The sequence below is a fragment of the Enterobacter cloacae complex sp. HYC033_NIDB genome, from assembly GCF_056673335.1.
Window position 1 is genome coordinate 413491 of record NZ_CP115123.1, and the last position, 26365, is coordinate 439855.

Sequence of the window (26365 nt, forward strand, 5' to 3'; positions counted from 1 at the left end):
CTAACTCCTTTTTTATCATCTTTGGAATACGCACACTCCGTGCGCAGGCCCGTGCCAGACAGCCATAACAACCGGATTATCCGCTCCGGCAAAGGGAGGAATGGCTCGCCATTCCCCGTCAGGTAAAACAATCTCTGCGACGTCATCCGTCGCGTTCAGCGTCACCAGCCACGCATCCGAAAGCAGGATTTGCAGACAGGGTATGCCGTGTTGCCACTCTTGCGCGCTTAACGGTTGCGCGTCTTTATTCAGCCAGCGAACGTTTCCGTCGCCCTCTTCCCACCAGCGGTCGGCGGTGAGCGCGGGGATGCGCTGGCGAAGATGGATCAGCGCCGCGGTGAAATGGGTCAGCCCGCTGTTCGCTTCTCCCCAGTCGAGCCAGGTCAGGGTGTTGTCCTGGCAATAGGCGTTGTTGTTGCCGTGCTGGCTGTGGCCGTGCTCATCGCCCGCCAGCAGCATCGGCGTGCCCTGCGACAACAAAAGCGTCGTCAGCAGCGCATGAACGCTGGCGCGTCGCCGCTCGATCACATCCAGACTTCCGCCTAACCCTTCTATACCATGGTTGAAGCTATGGTTATTGTTAGTCCCATCGCGATTCTCCTCGCCGTTTGCCTCATTGTGTTTCTGATTGAAACAAACGCAGTCGCGCAGCGTAAAACCGTCGTGTGCCGTCAGCAGGTTAATGGTGGCCGACGGACGTTTGCCGTCACGCTTGAAGAGATCGCTGGAGCCGGCAAAGCGACCAGCAAACTCCCCCAGCGATAGATCGCGCGTCAGCCAGAAGCGGCGGATGGCATCGCGGAAGTGGTCGTTCCACTCGGCAAACAGCGGCGGGAAATTCCCCACCTGATAACCGCCCTCTCCGATGTCCCAGGGCTCCGCGATCAGCTTAACCTTTGAGAGCACCGGGCAGTTTTTGATGGCCTCAAACAGCGGCGCCTGCTGGCTGAACGCCGGGGTGCGCCCCATCACCGGCGCCAGGTCGAAGCGAAAACCGTCCACGTGGAACGTCTCAACCCAGTATTTCAGGCACTCGTACGCGTAATGCGTAACGGCCGGATGACTGAGGTTGAGGGTGTTACCGCACCCGGTCCAGTTCTCGTAATCGCCGTCGTCCCTGATCCAATAATAGCTACGGTTATCGATTCCGCGCTGTGAGAGCGTCGGGCCGTCAAGATCGCTTTCCGCACTGTGGTTCAGCACCACGTCCAGAATGACCTCGATACCCGCCGCGTGAAGCGCCTTCACCGCATCGCGAAACTCATCCCGTGCCTTCTCCGGCTGCACCGCGTAGCGCGGGTCGAGGGCGAACATCGCCAGCGGGTTGTAGCCCCAGTAGTTGCTTAACCCAAGACGCTGTAGCCGCGGCTCGCTGGCGAAATGCGCCACGGGCAACAGCTCCAGCGCGGTGATGCCTAAATGCTTCAGGTACGCGACCATCGTCGGATGCCCAAGCGCTTTGTAGGTGCCGCACATCTCTTTAGGGATTGACGGGTGCAGATATGTCAGCCCTTTAACGTGGGCTTCATAAATAACGGTGTTGCCCCACGGCGTGCGCGGCGGGGCATCGTCTTCCCAGTCGTAGAGATCGTGCACCACCACGCTTTTGGGCGCGACGGGCGCGCTGTCGCGGTGGTCAGGTTCGCCGTAGCCAACGTGGAACAGCGAGTCATCTTTAAACTCACCGTCCACGCGGTGCGCGCACGGGTCAATCAGCAGCTTCGCCGGGTTAAACCAGTGCCCCTGAGAGGGCTCCCAGGGGCCGTGTACGCGAAAACCGTAGTGCATCCCCGGCCGTCCTCCGGCCAGGTAGCCATGCCAGGTATCCCCCGTGCGCGCCGGTAAATCGTAACGGTGCTCGTTACCTTCCCCGTCAAACACACAGAGTTCCACCCGCTCCGCATGGGCGGAAAAGAGCGTGAAGTTCACCCCCTTTCCGTCAAAGCTCGCCCCGAGCGGTTCGGGTTTACCTGCCGTAAGCTGCGTCATTCACCCTCCCGCACCAGCCAGATTGTGCCAAGCGGCGGCAGCGTCAGGCTCAGGGAGTTCGGACGACCGTGGCTTTCAATGGCATCGCTCTGCACCAGGCCACCGTTACCCGCGTTGCTGCCGTGGTAGTGCATGGAGTCGGTATTGAGAATTTCGCGCCATTTGCCCGGCTGGTTAATGCCGAAGCGGTAGTGTTCGCGCGGCACCGGCGTGAAGTTGCTGGCGACGATGATCTCGTTACCCGCTTTGTCGCGGCGCACAAAGACAAACACCGAGCGCTCGTGGTCGTCCACCACCAGCCACTCAAAGCCGTACGGATCGAAGTCCAGCTCGTGCAGCGCTTTGTGGTGGCGATAAGTCAGGTTCAGGTCACGGACCAGACGCTGTACGCCGTGGTGCCAGTTGTCCGCACCTTCCAGCAGATGCCAGTCAAGGCTGCTATCGTGGTTCCATTCGCGGCCCTGAGCGAACTCGTTGCCCATAAACAGCAGCTTTTTACCCGGGAAGGCGAACAGCCAGCCGTAGTAAGCGCGCAGGTTGGCAAACTTCTGCCATGGGTCGCCCGGCATGCGGTCGAGAATGGATTTCTTGCCGTGCACGACTTCATCGTGCGACAGCGGCAGCATGAAGTTTTCGGTGTAGTTATAGAGCAACCCGAAGGTGAGCTTATCGTGGTGATACTGACGATAAACCGGGTCGAGCTTCATGTAGTCGAGCGTGTCGTGCATCCAGCCGAGGTTCCATTTGTACCAGAAGCCCAGACCACCCATTGCCGGTGGACGGGAAACGCCCGGGAAGTCGGTGGACTCTTCCGCCATGGTCACGGCGCCTTCCACCTGCTCGCCGATAATCCGGTTGGTGTTGCGCAGAAACTCAATCGCTTCGAGGTTTTCACGGCCACCATACTCGTTCGGGATCCACTCCCCCTCTTTGCGGCTGTAGTCGCGGTAAATCATCGACGCCACCGCATCCACGCGCAGGGCATCAATGCCGAAGCGCTCGATCCAGTACAACGCGTTCCCGACCAGGTAGTTCGATACTTCACGGCGACCGTAGTTGTAGATCAGCGTGTTCCAGTCCTGGTGATAGCCTTCGCGCGGGTCGCTGTGCTCGTACAGCTTTGTGCCGTCGAACTCTGCCAGCGCAAAATCATCCGACGGGAAGTGGCCCGGCACCCAGTCGAGGATCACGTTCAGCCCGGCGGCGTGCGCGGCATCGATGAAATAGCGGAAGTCATCGCGCGTGCCGAAGCGGCGCGTGGGCGCATACAGCCCGGTTGGCTGATAGCCCCAGCTGCCGTCAAATGGGTGTTCGTTGATCGGCAGCAGCTCCAGATGGGTAAAGCCCATCCATTTGGCGTACGGCACCAGCTGGTCCGCCAGCTCGCGATAGCTCAGCCAGAAGTTGTTATCGGTGTGGCGACGCCACGAGCCGAGATGCACTTCATAGACGGAGATTGGCGCATCAAAGCGGTTGGCCTGCTTGCGCTCCTCGCTCTGGACAACCTTCTCCGGCAGGCCGCAAATCAGCGAGGCGGTATTCGGGCGTAGCTCTGCCTCAAAGGCGTACGGGTCAGATTTAATGCGCAGCTTGCCGTTGGCATCGATCATCTCGAATTTGTAGAGCTGACCGTTGTGCGCGCCGGGGATAAACAGCTCCCAGATGCCGGTTTCCCGGCGCAGGCGCATGGGGTGACGACGACCGTCCCAGTAGTTGAACTGCCCGACGACGGAGACGCGCTGGGCGTTTGGCGCCCATACGGCAAAACGCGTGCCGGTGATACCGTCCATGGTATCCGCATGGGCACCCAGCGTTTCGTAGGGGCGTAAATGGGTCCCTTCGGACAGCAGCCAGGCGTCCATCTCTTTTAAGAGCGGGCCGAAGCTATAGGGATCGTCAATCAGGTTTTGCTGACCGTGCCAGATAACGGCAAGCTGATAACGAAAAGGATTTTTACGGCGGGGCATGACGCCCGAGAAGAAGCCACGCGAGTCGAGGCATTCCAGATTACCCACCTTGCGGCCGGTTTTGGGTTCGATAACCCACACTTCTGTTGCATCCGGTAACAGCGCCCGAACTTCCAGTCCGGCCTCTGTACGGTGCATCCCTAGCACAGAAAAGGGGTCGGCAAAGTGACCCGCAATAAGCGCATTAATCACGTCTCTCGAAATACGATCGGACATGGTGTTCATCCTGTTTTTTTATGTCGCCCTTTTTACGCGCTCCGGGACGACTTTTAATGTGACCTAAACGGTGCAGTTAATCCTCTCTGCTCCGCCCTACCCTCAGGTGAGAAATAAATCTTCCTTAAAGCATAGCCAACGTCGTGGGTCCTCCTGATAAAAAATAAGACATCTGCGTTTTACTCCATGTAGTACGCAAAAAAAGGGGGTGACAATCACCCCCCGTGTTTAACAAATTATTACGCCAGCTGGCGCAGCATACGGCGCAGCGGCTCGGCTGCACCCCACAGCAGCTGATCGCCAACGGTGAACGCGGAGAGGTACTCCGGCCCCATGTTCAGCTTGCGCAGACGACCAACCGGGGTGGTCAGCGTGCCGGTAACGGCTGCCGGGGTCAGTTCGCGCATGGTGATATCGCGATCGTTTGGCACCACTTTCGCCCACGGGTTGTGTGCGGCCAGCAGCTCTTCCACGGTCGGAATAGACACATCTTTTTTCAGTTTAATGGTGAAGGCCTGGCTGTGGCAGCGCAGCGCGCCGATACGCACGCACAGACCGTCAACCGGTATGGTGTTCGCGGTGCCGAGGATTTTGTTGGTCTCAGCCTGGCCCTTCCACTCTTCGCGGGTCTGGCCGTTATCCAGCTGTTTGTCGATCCACGGGATCAGGCCACCGGCCAGCGGTACGCCAAAGTTATCCACCGGCAGCTCGCCGCTGCGGGTGAGCTGAGTGACTTTACGCTCGATGTCGAGGATGGCGGACGCCGGGTCTGCCAGCTCGGCAGCGACGCTCTGGTGCAGCTGGCCCATCTGGGTCAGCAGCTCGCGCATATGACGCGCGCCGCCGCCGGAGGCCGCCTGGTAGGTCGCCACGGAGACCCACTCCACCAGATCCTGTGCGAACAGGCCGCCGAGGGACATCAGCATCAGGCTGACGGTGCAGTTACCTCCAACAAAGGTTTTCACGCCGTTGTTCAGGCCGTCAGTGATGACGCCCTGGTTAACCGGGTCAAGAATAATGATGGCATCGTCTTTCATGCGAAGCGAAGAGGCCGCATCAATCCAGTAGCCCTGCCAGCCGCTTTCACGCAGCTTCGGATAGATTTCGTTGGTATAATCGCCGCCCTGGCAGGTCACAATAATGTCGAGTGCCTTCAGCGCTTCCAGATCGTAAGCATCCTGCAACGTGCCTGTGGTACCCCCAAAGGACGGTGCAGCCTGGCCGAGCTGGGAAGTGGAGAAGAAGACCGGGCGGATGGCGTCGAAATCGCGCTCTTCAACCATGCGTTGCATGAGTACAGAGCCGACCATACCGCGCCAGCCGATAAAACCAACGTTTTTCATAGCATTTTTTTCCTGCAAGGGGTGTGTGCTGATTGTGCAAGCCAGTATTGAACTGGGATATGCTTCACATTACAAAATGCTGCCAAAGTCGCAAGCGAAATTAATCGATGATTGCCCGGCAATCAGAAAAAGTGCTAATCATCGCAATGACCACAATAAGTATCAGGGATAATTTAAGATGAGTGAAATCATTTCCGCAGCGGTTTTATTGATCCTGATTATGGATCCGCTCGGTAATCTGCCGATCTTCATGTCGGTGCTGAAGCATACCGAGCCGAAGCGCCGCCGGGCGATCATGATCCGCGAGCTGCTCATCGCCCTGCTGGTGATGTTTATCTTCCTGTTCGCCGGTGAAAAAATCCTCGCTTTCCTGAACTTACGCGCCGAAACGGTCTCCATTTCCGGCGGGATCATTTTGTTCCTGATTGCTATTAAGATGATTTTCCCGAGCGCGGAGGGCAGCAGCAGCGGCCTGCCTGCGGGTGAAGAGCCGTTTATCGTGCCGCTGGCAATTCCGCTGGTCGCCGGGCCAACGATTCTGGCGACGCTGATGCTGCTGTCGCATCAGTATCCGAATCAGATGAGCCATCTGGTGATTGCCCTGCTGATCGCCTGGGGCGGGACGTTTATTATCCTGTTGCAGTCGTCGCTGTTCCTGCGCCTGCTGGGTGAGAAAGGGGTAAACGCCCTGGAGCGCCTGATGGGGCTGATTCTGGTGATGATGGCGACGCAGATGTTCCTGGACGGGATCCGGGCGTGGATGAAAGGGTAGGTAAAAGCAAAACGGTAATCTTAGATTGCCGTTTTTAGTGTTTGCCCCCTCTCCCCGTGGGAGAGGGCCGGGGTGAGGGCATCAGGCCGCAGAGGTCTTATTTTGTCGGGTGGCGGCTTCGCCTTACCCGACCTACAACAAACTCTGGTCCCGTAGGCCGGGTAAGCGTAAGCGCCACCCGGTTTTTTTACAGCGGCACGATGCCTTCCTTTGTGAGCAACCAGCGCGGCGCTTTCAGCGTATCACTGTAAAACCCCACTAAATCCTGCAACAAATCTCCTGCGACTCTTTCATCGCTTTCTGACAGCGAATGCGCTAACAGCATTTGCGTTAACAGCTGGCAATATCGTCCTAACTGATCCACTTCCGGTTCGAAGACCGGCACGTCCAGCGGCAGGTCATCCACCGTCAGGCTGGCTTTTAAATATTCCGGAACAGGTTCAAGCAGCGTAGGCTGAAGCAGTGCGAGGCAGGCTGAGAGCCGTCCGCACAGCGCCATCTTCTGGGTTGGATCGTCACATTCAACCAGCACGTCGACAAACCGCGAGCAATTATCTGCCAGTTCGGTGAAATCAGTGGTGTGATCGAATGGGGTAGTAAATAAAGTGTGAGAAAAGTTAGGGGTAGTAGTCATAAGACAGCCTCTGATGAGTAATGTGTATCCACCACTGGAGAGGCTAATCTCACGGGTGGTGGAACCAGACAGGGTTAGCCTTACCGGCCTCATCAGCTACCGGCGCGTCTTGCGACGCCCCCGCCTGGCCCACCATTGGAGTGTAGCCAAGCGCACGACACGATAACACTCGTGTCGCTGATGAGGTAGTTCAGGAGGCTAATCCTGACGCCTGATTTTGCAGGCGCGGCAAGAAGATACTGCGTTGGGGGCGGGGTGACAAGAGAGGCTCTGGAAGGTGGCTCGCAAAACGAAATTTTATTTTAGGGTGTGGCCTGATGCCCTCACCCCAACCCTCTCCCACAGGGAGAGGGAGAAAACAGGGATTAGCTCAGCAGCGTAAACGCAATCATCCCGACAACCGCACCCGTCGTGCCGAGGATGGTTTCCATCAGCGTCCAGGTTTTCAGGGTTTGCGCTTCGGTCGCGCCGGTAAATTTACCGAACAGCCAGAAGCCTGCATCGTTCACGTGAGAAACCACAATCGAGCCACCCGCGATACAGATAGAGAGCGCTGCCATCTGCGCGCCGGAGTAGTTCAGCTGTTCAATCACCGGCATTACCAGACCCACGGCGGTTAAGCACGCTACGGTCGCGGAGCCCTGAATGATACGCACCGCTGCGGCCAGCACGAAACAGGTGACTGCAATCGGCAGCCCCATCCCGGTCAGCGCTTCACCCAGCGCCGGACCAACGCCGGAATCCACCAGCACCTGCTTAAACACGCCGCCCGCCCCGATCACCAGCAGGATAATCCCCGCCGGTTGCAGCGCGGCACCACAGATCTCCATCACGCGGTCTTTCGGCATACCCTGACGCATCGCCAGGCCGTAAATTGCTACCAGACACGCCACCAGGATCGCGGTGAACGGATGACCAATAAATTCGAACCATTCGTAAGCGGTTGACCCCACCGGCACAAAGCGCGCAGCGATGGTTTTCAGGCCCACCAGCACCAGCGGCAGCAGGATCAGCGACAGGCTGAAGCCGAAGGACGGCATTTTGCCCTCGCCCAGGTGCGGCTCGGAGATGTCATCCGGAATGTGCAGCTCAACGTAACGGCTGATGAAGTTGCCCCACAGCGGACCAGCGATAATCATCCCCGGAATTGCCGCGCACAGGCCAATCAGGATCATCCAGCCAAAGTCAGCATGCATCTGGGAGGCCAGCAGCATCGGCGCAGGCCCCGGCAGCAGGAACGCCGCCGCCGCCGCCACGCCCGCAAACAGCGGAATGACCAGCTTCACGAGGTTGGTACCAGTATGCCGCGCCATGGAGAACGCCACGCTAATCAGCAGCACAACGGCCACTTCAAAGAACAGCGGCAGCGCGCAAATCAGACCGGCCAGACCAATCGCGTAGTGCGCACGGCTGTGCCCGAAGGATTTCAGCATCTTGACCGCAATCTGATCGACCGCGCCCGTCTCGTGCAAAATCTTGCCAAACATCGCGCCCAGCGCCACCACAATGGCCAGGAAGCCGAGCGTGCCGCCCATCCCTTTTTCCATCGTCGCCGCGATTTTGTCGAGCGGCATGCCGGAAAAGAGACCGGCACCAATAGAAACCACCATCAAAGCCACAAAGGCGTGCATACGCGCCTTCATCACTAAAAACAGCAGCAGCAATACGGAGCCCACTGCTGTCAAAACTAGCGTTAATGTACTCAAAACTTACTGCCTTTTATTAATAACCTCGATGGTGCTGGCAACAACACCTTCCAGCGGCTGATCGATATCAACCACTAAGACATCCTGTTCGTCAGCTCCCGGCTCCTGCAACGCTTCGAACTGCGTTACCAGCATCTGGGTTTTGAAGAAGTGGCCTTTACGCGCCTTCAGGCGGCTTTCAATCACCCCGAAATCACCTTTCAGGTAGATGAAAGAGAGGTTCGGGTTGCCGTCGCGCAACAGGTCGCGATAGGTTTTTTTCAGCGCGGAACAGACGATCAGGGAGACTTTATTGGTGCGCTGCATCGCGAACGCGGCGTCATTCAGCGCCTGCAACCATGGTTTGCGGTCGTCGTCGTTCAGCGGCTCGCCGGAAGCCATTTTCATGATGTTGCTGCGCGGATGGAGGAAGTCACCATCAAGAAACGCAGCCTGGAGTTGATGCGCCACTTCGCTCGCCACGGCAGATTTACCGCTACCGGACACGCCCATCAGGACGTAAACGTGGTGATCGTGATTAGTCGTGCTCAAAGGGTGTCCCTCAGTCAATTGTTACGGGTAACAGTTATCGGTAACATTGTCCTGCCGGGGCATAAGAGAAGCAATATCCAAACGTGCGCGAAGTGAATAAGTGTGAGCTACTTCAAATTTGTCGGATTAAATAGATCCACCCGGTGACAAGGTGAAACCTAAATCTAACATTTTCGGGGTAACTGCCTCACCACGAATGCGCGCCAGCAGGCGCTCTGCGCCAATGCGGCCCATGCGTTCACGCGGGGTCAGGACGCTCGCCAGACGCGGCTCCATCACCTGGCCAATGTCGTGGCCGTGGAAGCCGGCAATCGCCATATCATCCGGGATTTTTAAACCCAGACGCTGGCACTCAAACGCGGCGCCGACCGCGAGGTCATCGTTGGTGCAGAAAATACCGTCCAGTTGCGGATACTCGCGTCGCGCCTGACGCATCAGCTCAATACCCGACGTGTAAGAAGAAGATTGCTCCACCATCACGCTGTACGGGGTTAAACCGGCGTCGAGCATCGCCTGCTCGTATCCCTTCTGTTTGATGATAGTACGTTCATCCAGACGCGCACCCAGATAGGCCACATGGCGATGACCGCGGGCGATGATCGCCGCCGTCATCTGACGCGCCGCTTCAAAGTTATCGAACCCCACGGCGATGTCGAGGCACGGCGACTGGCTGTCCATCAGTTCCACCACCGGAATGCCTGCCACTTCAATCATTTTCAGCGTGCGCGGGGTGTGAGTACGTTCCGTTAAAATCAGGCCGTCGATGTTCCAGGAAAGCATCGATTCAAGACGTTCCTCTTCCAGTTCCGGCTTGTACCCGTAGTGGGCGAGCATGGTCTGATAGCCAAACGCATCGGTGACGCTTTCAATGCCACGCAGCACTTCGGCGAATACCTGGTTGGTTAAGGAAGGAAGCAGGACGCCCACCGCACGGCTGGTCGCATTGGAGAGAATATCGGGCGCGCGGTTGGGGATATAACCCAGTTCATCAAGGGCGGCGGCAATCTTGCCACGCAACGCCACGGAAACCTGTTCCGGGTTACGTAAAAAACGGCTGACCGTCATTTTGGTCACACCGACGCGATCGGCGACATCCTGAAGTACGGGGCGTTTCTTTTTCATCGTCCTGAGAAATCTTGAAGTGAGAGATTTGCTCAGTTTATCACGGACAAAGCTCAACCTTCCCCGTTTAAAGGGAAGGTTGAGAAATTATTTAGACCGGCGGCAGGTCAAACAGCAGAATTTCACTTTCGCTGTCGGCATGCACGGAGAGCGCCTGCTCATCCCAGACTGCCAGGCCATCGGCGGTTGTCGCTTTGGTGCCGTTGATGGACACTTCACCTTTCACCACCTGGATCCACACGCGGCGGTTAGCGGCAATCTGGTGTACAGACTGTTCATCTTTCGCCAGCGCCCAGCGGTACAGCTCCATATCCTGATGCACTTTCAGGGAACCTTCACGCGCATCCGGGGACAGCACCAGCTGTTTGCCCTGTTTCGCGTCGAAGCGGCGCTGCTCGTAGCGTGGCGTGATGCCGGTCTCTTCTGGAATGATCCAGATTTGATACAGGTGCAGTTTTTCCGTTTTGCTCGGGTTGTACTCAGAGTGACGCACCCCGGTACCCGCGCTCATAATCTGGAACTCGCCCGCCGGAACCTGCTCTTTGTTGCCCATGCTGTCCTGGTGCTCAACCGCCCCTTCCAGCACATAGGTCAGGATTTCCATGTCTTTGTGCGGGTGGGTACCGAAGCCCTGGCCTGCATCAATCACGTCGTCGTTAATCACGCGCAGTGCGGAGAAGCCCATAAAGTTCGGGTCGTAGTAGTCGGCAAACGAGAATGAATGCCATGAGTCCAGCCAGCCATGATTCGCGTGACCACGTTCGTTTGCTTTGCGTAAGTAGATCATTGTTTTCACCCTCAGTTCGTTTCGATGGAGTAAGTGTGGACGCAAACGCCCTGGGATCATAGAGGGTGAAAATTGACTCCTCTGTTCAAAAATTTAGAACAAGCGCAGAGGAGCCGTTTTTGCTTATCTGGCGAGGGTTACCGTGGCAGGAGAAGCCTGTTCAAAGGCCCGCTCAAGGATTTCCAGATTGGTCAGAACGTCAGATTCCTTGACATAATTCGGCGCGCCGGTGGTGAGGGTGTCATACAGCGCATCGTAGACGCGTCCATAGTCGCCCGTTTCCGGCTTCAGCTCTTCCCTGACCGCCAGGCCCTCGTCGTTCACGTACTCCAGCACGCCCACGGAATCATCTGCCGCAAAGCCCGGTTCACCCGGCATGATATTGGCCTTCAGGCTGGTCTCCTGTTGGTCAATACCGTACTTGATAAAGGAGCCTTTCTTGCCGTGAACGATAAATTTCGGGTAGTCGATTTTCACCAGATGGCTGGTTTTTACGATGGCTTTCAGGTCGCCGTAGAACAGCTGCGCTTCAAAGGTATCGTCCGGGTTGGCCTTATTGCGCAGGCTGCGGATGTCATACGCCACGTGGTCCGGGCGGCCAAACAAGGAGATGATCTGGTCCATGGTGTGCACACCGAGACCGTAGAAAGATCCGTCCTGCGGCAGTCCGGGCTGGGTTTCCGCCACCGGGCGGTAGTAATCGAAGTGGCTTTCGATTTCCACGATCTCGCCGAGTTTGCCGCTTTCAATTGCCTTTTTTGCCGTCAGGAAGCAGCTGTCAAAGCGACGGTTCTGGTACGGCGTGACGGTCAGCCCTTTGCTTTTCGCCAGCGCGAACAGCTCCTTCGCTTCGGCGATGGTCGGGGTGAACGGCTTTTCCACCAGCACGTTTTTACCTGCTTCCAGCGCGCGTTTCGCGTAGTCAAAGTGGCTGTCGGCGTGGGTACAGACCACCACCAGCTTCACCTGCGGGTCGTTAAGCACCTCATCAAGATCGCTGGTGAAATGAATATGGGAATACTGCGGAGACTGCTCTTCTGGCTTCGCGCGGCGGCGATAGATATGGGCCACGTGCCAGGTCTCTTTTCGGTTAAGAACATACGGAAGGTGGTAACGCGTGGTGCTTTTGCCAAATCCAATAAATGCACAATGTAGTGTCATGGCTCAGTCCTTTTGGAAGGTTACTGAGTTTTACCATAGCGCATGTTTTGCCCTCACCCCAGCCCTCTCCCACAGGGAGAGGGAGAAAAAGGGCAAAAAAAAAGCCAGCGAGAAGCTGGCTAAAGTAATACTGGAAGCAATGTGAGCAATGTCGTGCTTTCAGGTTCCCGTAGGAGGTCTTCCTGAATGCAGAGCAATAATAATCATTCTCATTCGCACTTGTCCAACACTTTTTGCAAAAAATAGCGATTGACTCAACTTTTAAAGTCACTGATGTTGGAGGGGACTTTTAACTGACTGAGGAACAAGGAATGAGTGAGATAGTGATACGCCACGCTGAACCGAAAGATTACGACGCCATTCGTCAGATCCACGCCCAGCCGGAGGTGTACCACAACACGCTACAGGTTCCTCATCCTTCAATGGAAATGTGGCAAATGCGGCTAGGCGAACAGCCGGGCATTAAACAGCTGGTTGCCTGCATTGATGATATCGTGGTCGGCCACCTCACCATTGATGTCGCCCAGCGACCACGCCGCAGCCACGTTGCAGATTTCGGTATCTGCGTTGGCGCGCAGTGGCATAACCGCGGCGTGGCCAGCGCACTGATTCGCACCATGATCGATATGTGCGACAACTGGCTGCGCGTCGACCGCATCGAGTTAACGGTGTTTATGGAAAACGAACCGGCAATCGCGGTGTACAAAAAGCACGGGTTTGAGATTGAAGGCACCGGCAGGCGCTACGCCCTGCGCAACGGCGAGTATGTGGATGCGTATTATATGGCGCGTATGAAGTAGTTTGTTGCCGGGTGGCGGCTTCGCCTTACCCGGCCTACGTTCGTGCCGTTGCAGGCCCGGTAAGCGCAGCGCCACCGGGCAAAAAAATCAATACCCCGCCGTTAAATCATCCACCGAACGCGGGTCCGATGCGCCAAACAGCGCCCCGTCCGGCCCGACCATAATGCTCTGGGTGCTGCCCATCGCCTCCTTCACCGCCACCTTCTGCCCGCGCTGCTCAAGCAGCTTGAGGGTGTCCGGGCTAAAGCCCTTCTCCACGCGCAGCTCGTCCGGCAGCCACTGGTGGTGGAAACGCGGCGCATTGGTCGCTTCGGCGACGTTCATCCCAAAGTCGATACTGTTCACCACCATTTGCAGCACGGTTGTGATAATCCGGCTCCCGCCAGGGCTGCCGGTCACCAGCCAGGTTTTGCCGTCTTTCACCACGATGGTGGGCGACATGGACGACAGCGGGCGCTTCTTCGGCCCGACCGCATTCGCATCGCCGCCGACCAGGCCGTAGACGTTCGGCACGCCCGGTTTGGCAGAGAAGTCATCCATCTCGTTGTTCAGCAAAATGCCGCTGTTGCCCGCCACAATCCCGGTGCCGAAAGTGGTGTTAAGCGTGTAGGTCACCGCCACCGCGTTACCGTCTTTATCCACCACCGAGAAATGGGTGGTCTGGTTACTTTCATACGGCGCCAGCTTGCCGGGGCGGATCTCGCTCGACGGCTTCGCCTTGTTGATGTCGATCTCGTCGGCAATCGATTTGGCATAGGCTTTGTTGGTCAGCGCCTGCCACGGCACCTTCACGAAGTCCGGATCGCCAAGGTATTCCGAGCGGTCAGCGTAGGCGCGCTTCTCTGCCTCCGCCATCACCTGCATGGCATCGGCGCTACCGAAGCCGAACTTGTGCATATCGAAGTTTTCCAGAATATTGAGGATCTGCACGATGTGAATGCCCCCGGAGGACGGCGGCGGCATGGAGAAGACCTCGTAGCCGCGATAGGTGCCGCTGATCGGCTCGCGCTCCACCGCCTTATATTCCGCCAGATCCGCTTTGGTGATCAGCCCGCCGTTCTTCTGCATCTCATCGGCAATCTGATCGGCAATCGGCCCCTTATAGAAGGCGTCCGGACCGTTTTCGGCAATCAGTTCGAGACTTTTTGCGAGGTTCTTCTGCACCAGCTTATCGCCCTTTTTCAGCGGCTCGCCGTCTTTCCAGAAGATAGCCTTGCTGTTCTCATGATTGGGAATAACTTCGCTGCCGTAGGTTTTGAGGTCGTCCGCCAGCGCGTCGTTGACGACGAAGCCGTCGCGCGCCAGCTTGATGGCTGGCTGCACCACTTTATTCAGCGGCAGCGTGCCGTATTTTTCCAGCGCCAGCGAGAAGCCCGCAACGGTGCCCGGCGTGCCGGAGGCAAGGTGCGAGGTCAGAGACTTTTTACTGTCCGGATTGCCCTGATCGTCGAGGAACATATCGCGGGAAGCCTGGTTCGGCGCCATCTCACGGAAGTCGATGGCCGTGGTTTTACCGTCTTTGGTGCGCAGCATCATAAACCCGCCGCCGCCCAGGTTCCCCGCCTGTGGATGCGTCACCGCCAGCGCATATCCCACCGCGACCGCCGCATCCACCGCGTTACCGCCCTGTTTAAGAATATCGACGCCCACCTGCGTTGCCAGCGCGTCAACCGAGGCCACCATGCCGTGCGTCGCCCGTACGGGGTGAAAAACATCCTCCTCCACGCCGTAAGAGACCGGAGGAGCGGCGGGCGGGTTGGCCGCCACGGTAAGTGTGCCGCCTGCCATCAGCGCAGCGATGGCGACCCAGCGCAAAAAGGTTGGTTTCATCATTATTGTTCTCCAGGTGAAGGGGCCCATATTCCCCGCTTAAGCCTGGTTCACAACTCTTAAAAAATCATCGTTATGCCGGAATCAGGGTAAACTTAAGAGAAGCCTCAAAGGAGGAGATAACCATGAAACGATTACTGATCCTGACCGCGCTGCTTCCGTTCGCCGCGCTCGCACAGCCAATCAACACCCTGAACAACCCGAACCAGCCGGGCTACGTCATTCCGAGCCAGCAGCGTATGCAGACGGAGATGATGAGCCAGCAACAGCAGCAGAAAGGGATGCTCAATCAGCAGTTAAAAACGCAGACCCAGGTGCAGCAGCAGCACCTGCAAAACCAGATGAATACCAACACCCAGCGCGTGCAGCAGGGCCAGATGCGGGAGCAGCCGCTGCCAAACTCAAACGGTGGGATGTTAGGGGGCGGGGTGTCGCAAAGCAGCGGTCAGCAGCACATGCTGCCGACCCAGCAGAACGGCAGTATGCTTAATAAATAAAGTTCGGCCCGATCTGGTCAATCGCATCGGTACAGATGCTGTCCACGCCCCAGCGCAGCAGCTCGGCTGCACGCTGGGGTTTATTGACGGTATACACCAGGATATGCAGACCGGCCTCCTTCAACAGCGTCACGCGCGCTTCATCCAGCAGCTTATGGTTGAGGTGGATCGACACGCAGCCTAAGCCGGTCGTCAGCGCGCGCCAGTCTTCTCGCCACGCATCCAGCAGCAGCCCGCGCGGCAACTCCGGTACGGCAGCCTGTGCGGCTTCCAGCGCGTCGATGTCAAACGACGACAACAGCGGCGGGGTCATCCCTTCCCACAGCTCGCGCGCGGCGAGGGCAATCACTTTACCCGTCAGCGCCCCGGTGCCGGTGGTCGGTTTGATTTCGATGTTGGCCATCATGCCGTGTTGACGACAGCGGTCCGCCACTTCCGCCAGCAGCGGCAGCGGTTCGCCTTTAAATTCGCCGCTGTACCAGCTGCCGGCGTCCACCTTCAGCAGGTCACGCCACGGCAGTTCACCTGCCACGCCCCAGCCGTTGCTGGTGCGTTCGAGGTTGTCGTCGTGCAGCAGGAAAATTTCGCCGTCCTTCGACAGCTTGGCGTCGAACTCGATCATCGTGTGGCCGTAGCGCGCGCCAACGTCAATTGCCGCCAGGGTGTTTTCCGGCGCCAGTTTACCGCCGCCACGGTGGGCGACGATGTGGGGGTAAGGCCAGTTGCTCATACTCGTTGTCCTGTTTCACCGTCAAATAAGTGCAGGTGATTTTCCGGCATATGCAGCCACAGCGTGCTGCCTGCCTTCGGGCGCTCCTGATGCGGCAGGCGCACCACCAGCTTTTGCTCGCCCCAGCGCCCGTGCGCCAGGTTGTCTGCGCCCAGCATCTCCAGCGTATCCATCACCAGCGGCACGCCGCCGTCCGCCTGAGACGTCAAACCAATATGCTCCGGGCGGATACCGAGCGTCATCTTACGCCCGGCGTAGCCACGATAGTACCAGTTGATCGGCAACGCCATCCCGCTTTCCAGCTCGAAGTGGGTTCCCGCCGCATTGATCCGCCCGTCCAGCAGGTTCATCGCCGGGCTGCCGATAAAGCTCGCCACAAAACGGCTGGCCGGTTTTTCGTAGACCTCCACCGGGGTGCCAATCTGCTCGGCGATGCCTTTGTTCATCACCATCACGCGCTGGGCGAGGGTCATGGCTTCAACCTGATCGTGAGTCACATAGAGGGACGTGGTTTTCAGGCGGCGATGCAGCTGCTGTAGCTCAAGGCGCATCTGCACGCGCAGTTTGGCGTCGAGGTTTGACAGCGGTTCGTCGAACAGGAATACCGCCGGGTCGCGCACGATGGCGCGCCCCATCGCCACGCGCTGACGCTGGCCGCCGGAGAGCTCGCGCGGGCGGCGCTTAAGCAGGCCGTCCAGCTCCAGAATGCGCGCGGCCTCTTTTACGCGCTCGTCGATATGACCTTTGCCCATACCGCGAATTTTCAGCCCCCAGGCCATGTTCTCTTCCACGCTCATGTGCGGATAGAGGGCGTAGTTCTGGAACACCATCGCGATACCGCGATCTTTGGGTTCCATCTCGGTGACGCGCTGGCGGTCAATCCAGATATCCCCGGACGTTACGCGCTCCAGCCCCGCCACCATACGCAGCAGGGTGGATTTTCCGCAGCCGGACGGGCCGACCATCACGATAAATTCCCCGTCCGCCACGTCGAGCGTCAGCGGCTGAATGACCTGGGTTTTACCGTCCCAGCTTTTGGTAACTGCCTGTAATTTTAAACCTGCCATCTTATTTCTCGCTATCGACCAGGCCGCGGACAAACGCGCGCTGCATGGCTAAAACAATGACTACGGGTGGGATAAGGGTGAGCAGCATCGCCGCCATCACCTGGTTCCAGAGGGTGGTGCCTTCGCCGGTGGCGATCATGCCTTTAATGCCTGCCACGGCGGTGCCGAGGTTGACGTCCTGAACGATCAGCAACGGCCACAGATACTGGTTCCAGCCGTAGATAAAGGTGATCACAAACAGCGCCGCGAGGTTGGTTTTCGACAGCGGCAGCACGATGTCGCGGAAGAAGCGCATCGGCGAGGCCCCGTCGATGCGCGCGGCTTCAATCAACTCATCCGGCAGGGTCATAAAGAACTGGCGGAACAGGAAGGTGGCGGTCGCCGAGGCCATCAGCGGCAGGGTTAAGCCCGCGTAGCTGTCGAGCATCTTCAGGTTGGCGATCACCTCCACCGTCGGGAAGATACGCACCTCTACCGGCAGCATCAGGGTGATGAAAATCATCCAGAAAAACAGGTTACGCAGCGGAAAGCGGAACCAGACGATGGCGAACGCTGAGAGCATCGACACCGTAATTTTGCCGACGGTGATGCCAAACGCCATGATGAAGCTGTTGAGCATCATCAGCCAGAACGGCGCGCTGTTGGCGCCCACGCCCTGGGTCCAGATAGTTTTCATGTTCTCGAAAAGCTGCCCGCCTGGGATCAGCGTCATCGGCGTGTCGAACACCGCTTTGGTGTCCAGCGTGGCGGCGACGAAGGCCACGTACAGTGGGAACAGGATGACGATAATCCCTAAAATCAGCATGGTATGGCTGAAAATCGTCAGCCCGCGACGGTTCTCAATCATTGGTAGCGCACCTTACTTTCGACATAGCGGAACTGCACCACCGTGAGGATGATGACGAGGAACATCAGCACCACCGACTGCGCGGCAGAAGCGGAGAGATCCAACCCCGCAAAGCCTTCGCGGTAGATCTTGTAGATCAGCGTCGTTGTCGCCTGCACCGGACCGCCTGCGGTCGCCGCGTCGATCACCGGGAAGGTATCGAAGAAGGCGTACACGAGGTTAACCACCAGTAGGAAGAAACTCACCGGGGCGATCAGCGGCAGCGACAGGCGGAAGAAGCGGCGCACCGGCCCTGCGCCGTCGATGGCGGCGGCCTCCACCAGCGAACGCGGGATAGACTGTAGCGCGGCAAAGAAAAACAGGAAGTTATAGCTGATCTGCTTCCACACCGAGGCGAACACCACCAGGAACATCGCCTGACCGCTGTTCTGAGCGTGGTTCCAGTCGTAGCCAAACTCGCCCAGGAAGTGGGTAATCAGCCCGCGCCCTGGGTTAAACAGGAAGATCCACAGCACGGCGGCCACGGCAGGAGCCACGGCGTAGGGCAGCAGCATCAGGGTCTGATACAGACGGCTGCCGCGCACCACGTAATCCACCAGCGCGGCGAAAAACAGCGACGCGACAAGACCGCTCACGGTGACCAGCGCACTGAATTTGATCGTCGTCCAGAAGGAGTCCAGGTAGTAGCTGTCGTGGAACAGCGCGGTAAAGTTGTCCAGCCCGACAAACTGGCTGGAAAGCCCGAACGGATCGACGCTTTGTACCGAGTACCACAGCGCTTCGCCCGCAGGCCAGATAAAGAAGATAACGGTGATGACCAGCTGCGGTGCGACCAACAGGTACGGCAGCCAGCGGGAACGGAACACCGGACGGGATGAGGACATTGAGATTAGGTTCCTGAACAATGCCGGGTGGCGGCTACGCCTTACCCGGCCTACAAATATTTCTCCCTCTCCCCGTGGGAGAGGGTTGGGGTGAGGGCATCAACCCGCACGATCCCCGTAGGCCCGGATCGCTACGCGTCACCGGGCGAATCACGGATTACGATTTCGTCGACTGCTCAAAGCGGCGCAGCAGCTGATTCCCGCGCTCTACCGCAGCGTCCAGCGCCTGCTGTGGCGTTTTCTTACCGGTCCACACGCTTTCCAGCTCTTCATCCACGATGGTGCGGATCTGCGGCATGTTGCCCAGACGCAGACCCTTGGTGAACGGCAACGGCGGCTTGTTCAGCATCTGGCGCGTCGCGATGTCCGCCCCTGGGTTTTTGCTATAGAAGCCCTGCTCGCGGGTCAGGTCGTACGCGGCTTTGGTGATCGGCAGATAGCCGGTCTTCTGGTGCCACTCGGCGGCGTTTTCCGGCTTCGCCAGGAAGTCGAGGAACTCGGCCACGCCTTTGTAGGTGCCGTTGTCTTTACCCTGCATCACCCACAGGCTCGCCCCGCCGATGATGGCGTTTTGCGGCGCGCCCTTCACGTCAGCGTCGTACGGCATCATGCCCACGCCGTAGTTGAATTTGGCATAGTGACGTATATCCGCCAGCGAGCCGGACGAGGCGGTAGTAATGGCACAGTCGCCGTTGTAGAACTTCTCGGTGGATTCGTCTTTACGCCCGAAGTAGCTGAAGTCGCCCTTCTTGTTGAGTGCTTCCAGCAGCGCGATGTGCTTCACCTGCTCCGGCTTGTTGAACTCCAGCACCGCGTCGGTACCGTCGAAGCCGTTATTTTGGGTGGCAACCGGCAGCCCGTGCCAGGCGCTGAAGTTTTCAATCTGGATCCAGCCCTGCCAGCCGCTGGCGTAGCCGCACTTCATCCCCGCCGCTTTCAGCTTCGCGGTGTACTCCGCCAGATCCTGCCAGGTTTTTGGCGGCTGCTCCGGATCTAAACCGGCTTTTTTGAAGGCGTCTTTGTTGTAGTACAGCACCGGCGTGGAGCTGTTAAACGGCTGGGACAGCAGGTGGCCGGTTCTGGAATCGGTGTAATAACCGGAGACGGTCGGTACGAACTGGGATTCATCGAAGTTAATGCCCGCTTCTTTGAACACTTCATAGACCGGCTTGATGGCTTTGGAGGCCATCATGGTGGCGGTGCCCACTTCATAAACCTGTAACAGCGCAGGCGCGTTACCGGTACGGAAGGCGGCGATGCCCGCGCTCAGGCTCTGCTCGTAGTTGCCTTTGTACACCGGCACAATTTTGTAATCCGGGTGGGTGTCGTTGAAACGCTGCGCCAGGGAGTCAACCTCTTTACCCAACTCCCCTTCCATGGAATGCCAGAACGGAATGGTGGTCACAGCCATTGCGTTCGTCGCAAAAGCCAGACCCAGTGCCAGACCCAAAGCTGTGTGTCGTAACGATGTCATTGTCATCTCTCTTATTGTGCCGGATGCGCGATATCACGCGTTTTATGCTCGCGAGGTAACATGACATGCTCGAATGACAGAAAAATAACTGTTTGTTTACAGATAAGTGACAGCCAGGCGTCAGGGGGATGATGGTTGTGTGAAGGGGTGTAGTGGTTAAAAAAGCCGGGTGGCGGCTACGCCTTACCCGGCCTGGTCGATCCCTGTAGGCCCGGTAAGCGTAGCGCCACCGGGCAACACAGACGGCTTAGCCTCCGAGGTACGCACTCCGCACCGCTTCGTTCGCCAGCAGCGCATCGCCGGTATCCTCCAGCACCACGCGCCCGTTTTCCAGCACGTAGCCACGGTCAGCGAGCTTCAGCGCCTGGTTAGCGTTCTGCTCGACGAGGAAGATGGTCATCCCCTCTTTGCGCAGCTGCTCGATGGTGTCGAAAATCTGCTGGATAATGATCGGCGCAAGACCAAGCGACGGCTCGTCCAGCAGCAGCAGGCGCGGCTGGCTCATCAGCGCGCGGCCAATCGCCAGCATCTGCTGCTCGCCACCGGACATGGTGCCCGCTCGCTGAATACGACGCTCCCACAGGCGCGGGAAGAGTTCGTACACCCACTTGATGCGGGTCTGGAATTCATCCCGATGGGCGAAGAAACCGCCCATCGCCAGGTTCTCTTCCACCGTCATGCGGGAGAATACGCGGCGCCCTTCCGGGACAATCGCCACCGCTTCACGCATGATCTTAGCCGTCTGCCAGTCGGTAATATCTTTGCCGTCAAACACAATCCGCCCGCTGGTGGCGCGCGGGTCGCCGCACAGGGTGCCGAGCAGCGTGGTTTTACCCGCGCCGTTGGCGCCAATCAGGGTGACGATTTCGCCCTGATTGATGTGCAGGCTGACGTCGTGCAGCGCCTGGATCTTGCCGTAGTGCGCGTTGACCTTGTCGAACGTTAACATCGCTTTTTCCATCTTATGCCTCACCAAGGTATGCGCGGATCACGTCCGGGTTGTTGCGGATCTCTTCCGGCGTGCCGTTTGCCAGCGGCGTGCCCTGGTTTACCACGTAGATACGGTCCGAAATGCCCATCACCAGCTTCATGTCATGCTCAATCAGCAGGATGGTGGTGTCGTGATGGTCGCGCAGCTCGGCAATCAGCTCGTCCAGCTCTTTGGTCTCTTTCGGATTGAGACCTGCCGCTGGTTCGTCGAGCATCAGGATCTCCGGCTGGGTCACCATGCAGCGCACGATCTCAAGGCGACGCTGATCCCCGTAAGCGAGGTTGCTCGCCTGGCGGTTGGCGTGCTGGAGCAGGCCGATACGGTCGAGCCAGGTCGCGGCGCGGTCGAGCGCCTCCTCCTGCGTGCGGCGAAAGGCCGGGGTTTTCAGCAGGCCGGAGAACAGCCCGGTTTTCAGCTGCTGATGCTGTGCCACCAGCAGGTTCTCAATCACCGTCATCTCGCGGAACAGACGCACGTGCTGGAAGGTGCGCACCACGCCCATGCGGGCAATCTGCTGGCCCGGCAGCCCTTCAAGGTGCTGGTCGCGCAGCATGATGGTGCCGCCCGTCGGCTTGTAGAAGCCGGTCAAACAGTTAAAGACCGTGGTTTTTCCCGCGCCGTTCGGGCCAATCAGGGAGACAACCTCTTTCTTGTGCAGATCCAGATTCACATTGTTGACCGCCAGCAGGCCGCCAAAGCGCATCATCAGGCCGTTAACGGATAATAAAGGCTTCATGCCTGCTCTCCTTTCGCCTGTGTGCGTTTCAGCTTCAGCTGTGGACGGGTCATCGGCAGCAGACCCTGCGGACGCCAGATCATCATCAGCACCATCAAACCACCCAGCATTAACATGCTGTATTCGTTAAAGTCGCGCATCAGCTCGCGGGAGACCACCAGCAGGATAGCCGCGAGGATCACGGCGAACTGCGAGCCCATTCCGCCGAGCACCACAATCGCCAGCACAAAGGCGGATTCGGCAAAGGTGAACGATTCCGGGCTGACGAAGCCCTGACGTGCGGCAAACAGCGTCCCGGCGAAACCGGCAAACGCGGCGCTGATGGTAAATGCGGTCAGCTTGATGCGGGTCGGGTTCAGGCCCAGGGAGCGGCAGGCGATCTCATCTTCGCGCAGCGCTTCCCAGGCGCGGCCCAGCGGCATGCGCAGCAGACGGTTGATCACGAACAGGGTAATCACCACCAGCAGCAGCGCCACCAGATAGAGCCAGATCACGCGGTCGGACGGATCGTACTTGATGCCAAAGAAATTGCTGAAGGTATCCCAGCCGCCTTCACGGGCGGTACGGCTGAACTCCAGGCCGAAGAAGGTCGGTTTCGGGATCTGGCTGATGCCGTTCGGACCGCCGGTCACTTCGGTATTGTTGAGCAGCAGAATACGGACGATTTCGCCGAAGCCTAAGGTCACAATCGCCAGATAGTCACCGCGCAGGCGCAGCACCGGGAAGCCGAGCAGGAAGCCCGCCGCGGCAGAGACCAGCCCCGCCAGCGGCAGACAGGTCCAGAAGCCGAGGCCGTAATAGTGGTTCAGCAGCGCGAAGGTGTACGCGCCGATGGCGTAGAACCCGCCGTAGCCCAGCACCAGCAGGCCAGACAGCCCCACCACCACGTTCAGACCGAGCCCCAGAATCACGTAGATCATGGTCAGGGTGGCAATATCCACCGTCCCGCGCGAGACCATAAACGGCCACGCCACGGCAGCCACCAGCAGCGCCACAAGGAACAGCTTCTGTTTCACCGTTGTACCGTCGATCGCCGGCAGGACGAATTTCGGCCCGGAGACGTTTTTCAGCGTCTTCTGGAACAGCGGACGCAACAGCTGGAACAGGAACACCACAGCGGTGCCGATAAACACCCACTGCCAGCGGATGTCGGGAGCGGTATCCACCACCAGCTTCGTGCCGTCCAGTCCTAACTGGACGCCCATAAAGACGCCCGCCAGGACGAAGAACATGGCGGCAGAGAGCAGCGCCATCGCAAAATGCATCGGTTTCATACTTTCTCTACCTCCGGACGGCCCAGAATACCGGTAGGCATTACCAGCAGAACCAGAATCAGCAGGGCAAACGACACCACATCTTTATATTCGGTGCTCAGGTACGCCGAGGAGAGCGCTTCGGCCACGCCCAGGATCAGGCCGCCGATCATCGCGCCCGGAATGCTGCCGATGCCGCCCAGTACCGCCGCGGTGAAGGCTTTCATCCCGGCCATAAAGCCGATGTACGGGTTGATTACGCCGTAGAACTGGCCGAGCAACACGCCAGCCACCGCCGCCATCGCTGCGCCGATCACGAAGGTCAGGGCAATCACGCGGTCGGTGTTAATCCCGAGCAGGCTCGCCATCTTCAGATCTTCCGCGCAGGCGCGGCAGGCGCGTCCCATGCGGGAGTAGCGGATGAACAGGGTCAGGGCCAGCATGGCAATAAAGGTCACAACCCAGATAACCAGCTGCATGGTGGTGATGGTGGCAGAGAAGTTTTCGCTGGCCCCCACAATCCACTGGCCGTTAAACAGGCTTGGTAGCGCCACGTCGCGTGAACCTTCGGTCAGGCTGACGTAGTTTTGCAGGAAAATGGACATACCGATGGCGGAGATTAGCGCGATCAGGCGTTTGGAGCTGCGCACCGGCCGGTAGGCCACCCGTTCAATACTCCAGCCGTAGGCGCTGGCGATCACAATCGCGCCGACAAACCCGGCGGCCACCAGCAGCCAGCTGCTGTCGATGCCCATCATCATCAGCGCGGCGATAATCATAAAGGAGACGTAGCTACCGATCATGTACACCTCGCCGTGGGCGAAGTTGATCATGCCGATAATGCCGTAAACCATCGTGTAGCCGATGGCGATCAGCGCGTAGGTGCTTCCCAGCGTGACGCCGTTAAACATCTGCTGCAAGAAGTAGAGAAACTGCTCGGACATAAGAAAACCTTTTTATACCCGCCCGGTGAGCCGGGCGGTGGGATGATTATTTGGCGACCGAGGAAGACCCGTCGGCGTGCCACTTAAAGACACCAAACTCAAATCCCTTCAGATCGCCTTTCTCATCCCAGTTCAGCGGCCCAATCACGGTGTTCGCCCCGTGTGCTTTTAAATCTTTCACCAGATCCAGCGGCTCTTTACTGCCGGTACGGTCCAGCGCGGTGGCCAGAGACTGCACGGCCGCGTAGGTGATCCAGACGTACGGACCGCTCGGATCTTTCTTCTGCGCCTTGAGCGCATCCACGATAGCCTTATTCGCCGGATCCTGGTCATAGCGTTTTGGCATCGTCACCAGCATGCCTTCGGCAGAATCGCCCGCGATGTTGGACAGGGAGGCATTACCGACGCCCTCTGGCCCCATAAACTGGGTTTTCAGGCCGGTGGCGCGCGCCTGGCGCAGCATCTGCCCCATTTCCGGGTAGTAGCCGCCGTAATAAACGAAGTCGATATTCTCTTTTTGCAGGCGGGCGATCAGCGCGGAGAAGTCTTTCTCACCAGCGGTAATGCCGTCGAAGAAGACGATGTTTGCGCCGCCTTTTTTCAGGCCATCCTGCACGGAACGCGCCAGGCCTTCGCCGTACTGCTGCTTATCATGAATGATGGCGATACGCTGCGGCTTAACGGTTTCGAGGATGTATTTGGCGGCGGTTGGCCCCTGAGAGGAGTCCAGACCGGCGGTACGCATGATGTGCTGGTAGCCGCGCTGGGTCAGTTCCGGGTTGGTGGCACCCGGGGTGATCATCAGAATGTCTTCGTCTTCGTAGATATCAGACGCAGGCTGCGTGGAGGAAGAACACAGGTGCCCGATGACGTACTGGATACCGTCGTTAACGATTTTGTTGGCGACCGCGACGGCCTGTTTAGGATCGCAGGCGTCGTCATACTCCACGCCTACCAGCTTGTCGCCTTTGATGCCGCCTTTGGCGTTGATATCTTTGATGGCCTGACGCGCGCCGTTGAACTCCATGTCACCCCACTGGGCAACAGGGCCGGACATCGCCCCCACTACCGCAACTTTAATGTCGTCTGCCATAGCGGCATGCGAGATCGACAGTGCGACCATCCCCGCGATTAACGTCTTCGCGTTCCTTTTCATCTCTGAATCCCCATTCGTGATGTCATGTTTATATTTTGTTTTATTATGGTTAAAAAGCATTCTGTACTTTTAATGAACAACGCTATTTTTACCAGTGCCCTTAATGGTTTAGCGCAGTTTTTTGTCAAAAACCAGACTAAAATCTCTATTTTTCAGGCGATTAAGCAAAGATAATATTCTGAAATCAGGCGGAGATAAACAAATAAAAGCGCGGTTTGCAGCATAAAATAACGGTACAAAGCGCCGAATAAATCACTGCCCTTCAGGTTAAAATTCTGCTTATTTTTCGATCCATGTGTTTTCAAACTGCCCATCGCGCTGCCAAAAAACTAATCACCTGGTAAATGGGAAGAAAAAGAGAAAGCGCCTGAGCAAATAAATTGAGTACACTGGCCTTACTCTTTTTGATTTGGACAAGCAGCTAATGAAACTGACTATCGTGCGTCTGGTGACCTTTAGCGACCAGGATCATATCGACCTGGGCAAGATCTGGCCGGAATATTCCCCTTCATCGCTGGCCGTCGATGAAAACCACCGCATCTATGCCGCGCGTTTTAATGAACGTCTGCTGGCCGCCGTCCGCGTAACGCTGAGCGGCACGGAAGGGGCGCTGGATTCCCTGCGCGTGCGCGACGTGACCCGTCGTCGCGGGGTCGGGCAGTATTTGATTGAAGAGGTGATCCGCGAAAACCCGAGCGTAACCTCCTGGTGGATGGCCGACGTGGGCGTGGAGGATCGCGGCGTGATGGCGGCGTTTATGCAGGCGTTAGGGTTTACGGCGCAGGCGAACGGGTGGGAGAAGCGCTAAAAGAAAGCCGGGTGGCGGCTGCGAGGTGCTTATTGTAGGCCCGGTAAGCGAAGCGCCACCGGGCAAAAGAGGGCTGAGCGGCCTGATGCCCTCACCCCGGCCCTCTCCCACGGGGAGAGG

Annotated in this window: 24 protein-coding genes; 4 read left to right on the forward strand and 20 right to left on the reverse strand. The window is 58.1% G+C overall.

Annotated elements, in window-relative coordinates:
- Positions 1 to 15: 15 nt before the first annotated feature.
- The 3 genes from glgX to asd form a co-directional block, all read right to left on the reverse strand.
- Positions 16 to 1989, reverse strand: a complete 1974-nt coding sequence (glgX, locus tag O1721_RS02055; protein WP_032649737.1) for a glycogen debranching protein GlgX — start codon at positions 1987 to 1989, stop codon at positions 16 to 18.
- A complete protein-coding gene (gene glgB, locus O1721_RS02060; RefSeq protein ID WP_023304556.1) occupies positions 1986 to 4172 on the reverse strand; it encodes a 1,4-alpha-glucan branching enzyme in 2187 nt (728 codons plus the stop codon). The genes glgX and glgB overlap by 4 nt, the downstream gene beginning before the upstream one ends.
- A 239-nt stretch (positions 4173 to 4411) precedes the next feature.
- Positions 4412 to 5515, reverse strand: coding sequence for an aspartate-semialdehyde dehydrogenase (gene asd / locus O1721_RS02065; RefSeq protein WP_003861575.1), 1104 nt, complete (start codon positions 5513 to 5515; stop codon positions 4412 to 4414).
- Between the two features lie 178 nt (positions 5516 to 5693).
- Here asd and yhgN point away from each other — a divergent pair, with 178 nt between their 5' ends.
- Positions 5694 to 6287: an NAAT family transporter YhgN gene (yhgN, locus tag O1721_RS02070; protein ID WP_003861574.1), complete on the forward strand. Its 594-nt coding sequence runs from the start codon at positions 5694 to 5696 to the stop codon at positions 6285 to 6287.
- Between the two features lie 187 nt (positions 6288 to 6474).
- Here the strand turns inward: yhgN and O1721_RS02075 are convergent, their stop codons facing one another.
- The 6 genes from O1721_RS02075 to O1721_RS02100 all read right to left on the reverse strand — a co-directional run bounded on the left by O1721_RS02075 (position 6475) and on the right by O1721_RS02100 (position 12228).
- Positions 6475 to 6921: a hypothetical protein gene (locus O1721_RS02075; protein ID WP_017693852.1), complete on the reverse strand. Its 447-nt coding sequence runs from the start codon at positions 6919 to 6921 to the stop codon at positions 6475 to 6477.
- 365 nt (positions 6922 to 7286) lie between these two features.
- Positions 7287 to 8627 (reverse strand): gluconate transporter, encoded by a 1341-nt coding sequence (gene gntU / locus O1721_RS02080; RefSeq protein ID WP_017693851.1) that lies wholly within the window; start codon positions 8625 to 8627, stop codon positions 7287 to 7289.
- Positions 8628 to 8630: 3 nt separating this feature from the next.
- The gene (gene gntK, locus O1721_RS02085) at positions 8631 to 9158 is read right to left on the reverse strand and encodes a gluconokinase (protein ID WP_003861569.1); all 528 of its coding nucleotides are present in this window, start codon (positions 9156 to 9158) and stop codon (positions 8631 to 8633) included.
- Between the two features lie 126 nt (positions 9159 to 9284).
- Complete coding sequence (gene gntR / locus O1721_RS02090; RefSeq protein ID WP_003861567.1) at positions 9285 to 10280, reverse strand: gluconate operon transcriptional repressor GntR; 996 nt, start codon at positions 10278 to 10280, stop codon at positions 9285 to 9287.
- 91 nt (positions 10281 to 10371) lie between these two features.
- Positions 10372 to 11067 (reverse strand): pirin family protein, encoded by a 696-nt coding sequence (locus O1721_RS02095; RefSeq protein ID WP_003861565.1) that lies wholly within the window; start codon positions 11065 to 11067, stop codon positions 10372 to 10374.
- 123 nt (positions 11068 to 11190) lie between these two features.
- Positions 11191 to 12228, reverse strand: a complete 1038-nt coding sequence (locus O1721_RS02100) for an oxidoreductase (protein ID WP_017693850.1) — start codon at positions 12226 to 12228, stop codon at positions 11191 to 11193.
- 311 nt (positions 12229 to 12539) lie between these two features.
- On the opposite strand from O1721_RS02100, the gene yhhY reads away from it, so the two are divergent.
- Positions 12540 to 13028, forward strand: coding sequence for an N-acetyltransferase (yhhY, locus tag O1721_RS02105; RefSeq protein ID WP_479953569.1), 489 nt, complete (start codon positions 12540 to 12542; stop codon positions 13026 to 13028).
- 87 nt (positions 13029 to 13115) lie between these two features.
- Here the strand turns inward: yhhY and ggt are convergent, their stop codons facing one another.
- Positions 13116 to 14861, reverse strand: coding sequence for a gamma-glutamyltransferase (ggt, locus tag O1721_RS02110; RefSeq protein ID WP_072258158.1), 1746 nt, complete (start codon positions 14859 to 14861; stop codon positions 13116 to 13118).
- Between the two features lie 122 nt (positions 14862 to 14983).
- Between ggt and O1721_RS02115 the strand changes: the two genes are divergently transcribed.
- The gene (locus O1721_RS02115; protein ID WP_017384131.1) at positions 14984 to 15355 is read left to right on the forward strand and encodes a DUF2756 family protein; all 372 of its coding nucleotides are present in this window, start codon (positions 14984 to 14986) and stop codon (positions 15353 to 15355) included.
- Here the strand turns inward: O1721_RS02115 and ugpQ are convergent.
- From ugpQ to livK, 10 genes are all read right to left on the reverse strand, one after another.
- On the reverse strand, positions 15345 to 16085 hold the full coding sequence (gene ugpQ, locus O1721_RS02120; protein ID WP_032649741.1) for a glycerophosphodiester phosphodiesterase: 741 nt from the start codon (positions 16083 to 16085) through the stop codon (positions 15345 to 15347). The genes O1721_RS02115 and ugpQ overlap by 11 nt on opposite strands.
- Positions 16082 to 17152 (reverse strand): sn-glycerol-3-phosphate import ATP-binding protein UgpC, encoded by a 1071-nt coding sequence (locus tag O1721_RS02125; RefSeq protein WP_017384129.1) that lies wholly within the window; start codon positions 17150 to 17152, stop codon positions 16082 to 16084. The genes ugpQ and O1721_RS02125 overlap by 4 nt, the downstream gene beginning before the upstream one ends.
- Before the next feature lies 1 nt (position 17153).
- On the reverse strand, positions 17154 to 17999 hold the full coding sequence (gene ugpE, locus O1721_RS02130) for a sn-glycerol-3-phosphate ABC transporter permease UgpE (protein WP_017693847.1): 846 nt from the start codon (positions 17997 to 17999) through the stop codon (positions 17154 to 17156).
- Complete coding sequence (ugpA, locus tag O1721_RS02135; RefSeq protein WP_003861551.1) at positions 17996 to 18883, reverse strand: sn-glycerol-3-phosphate ABC transporter permease UgpA; 888 nt, start codon at positions 18881 to 18883, stop codon at positions 17996 to 17998. The genes ugpE and ugpA overlap by 4 nt, the downstream gene beginning before the upstream one ends.
- 157 nt (positions 18884 to 19040) lie before the next feature.
- Positions 19041 to 20357 (reverse strand): sn-glycerol-3-phosphate ABC transporter substrate-binding protein UgpB, encoded by a 1317-nt coding sequence (ugpB, locus tag O1721_RS02140; RefSeq protein ID WP_023304564.1) that lies wholly within the window; start codon positions 20355 to 20357, stop codon positions 19041 to 19043.
- Between the two features lie 247 nt (positions 20358 to 20604).
- Positions 20605 to 21318 (reverse strand): high-affinity branched-chain amino acid ABC transporter ATP-binding protein LivF, encoded by a 714-nt coding sequence (gene livF, locus O1721_RS02145; protein ID WP_032649744.1) that lies wholly within the window; start codon positions 21316 to 21318, stop codon positions 20605 to 20607.
- 1 nt (position 21319) lies between these two features.
- Positions 21320 to 22084, reverse strand: a complete 765-nt coding sequence (livG, locus tag O1721_RS02150; RefSeq protein WP_032649746.1) for a high-affinity branched-chain amino acid ABC transporter ATP-binding protein LivG — start codon at positions 22082 to 22084, stop codon at positions 21320 to 21322.
- On the reverse strand, positions 22081 to 23358 hold the full coding sequence (locus tag O1721_RS02155; RefSeq protein WP_003861542.1) for a high-affinity branched-chain amino acid ABC transporter permease LivM: 1278 nt from the start codon (positions 23356 to 23358) through the stop codon (positions 22081 to 22083). The genes livG and O1721_RS02155 overlap by 4 nt, the downstream gene beginning before the upstream one ends.
- Complete coding sequence (gene livH / locus O1721_RS02160) at positions 23355 to 24281, reverse strand: high-affinity branched-chain amino acid ABC transporter permease LivH (RefSeq protein ID WP_015571470.1); 927 nt, start codon at positions 24279 to 24281, stop codon at positions 23355 to 23357. Before livH ends, O1721_RS02155 begins: the two co-directional genes overlap by 4 nt.
- A gap of 46 nt (positions 24282 to 24327) precedes the next feature.
- Positions 24328 to 25437 carry a high-affinity branched-chain amino acid ABC transporter substrate-binding protein LivK gene (livK, locus tag O1721_RS02165; protein WP_032649748.1) on the reverse strand — a complete coding sequence of 370 codons (1110 nt, stop codon included), beginning with the start codon at positions 25435 to 25437 and terminating at the stop codon, positions 24328 to 24330.
- Positions 25438 to 25861: 424 nt separating this feature from the next.
- Here livK and panM point away from each other — a divergent pair, with 424 nt between their 5' ends.
- Entirely contained in the window at positions 25862 to 26245 is a 384-nt protein-coding gene (gene panM / locus O1721_RS02170) for an aspartate 1-decarboxylase autocleavage activator PanM (protein ID WP_003861532.1), read from the forward strand.
- Positions 26246 to 26365 lie beyond the last annotated feature (120 nt).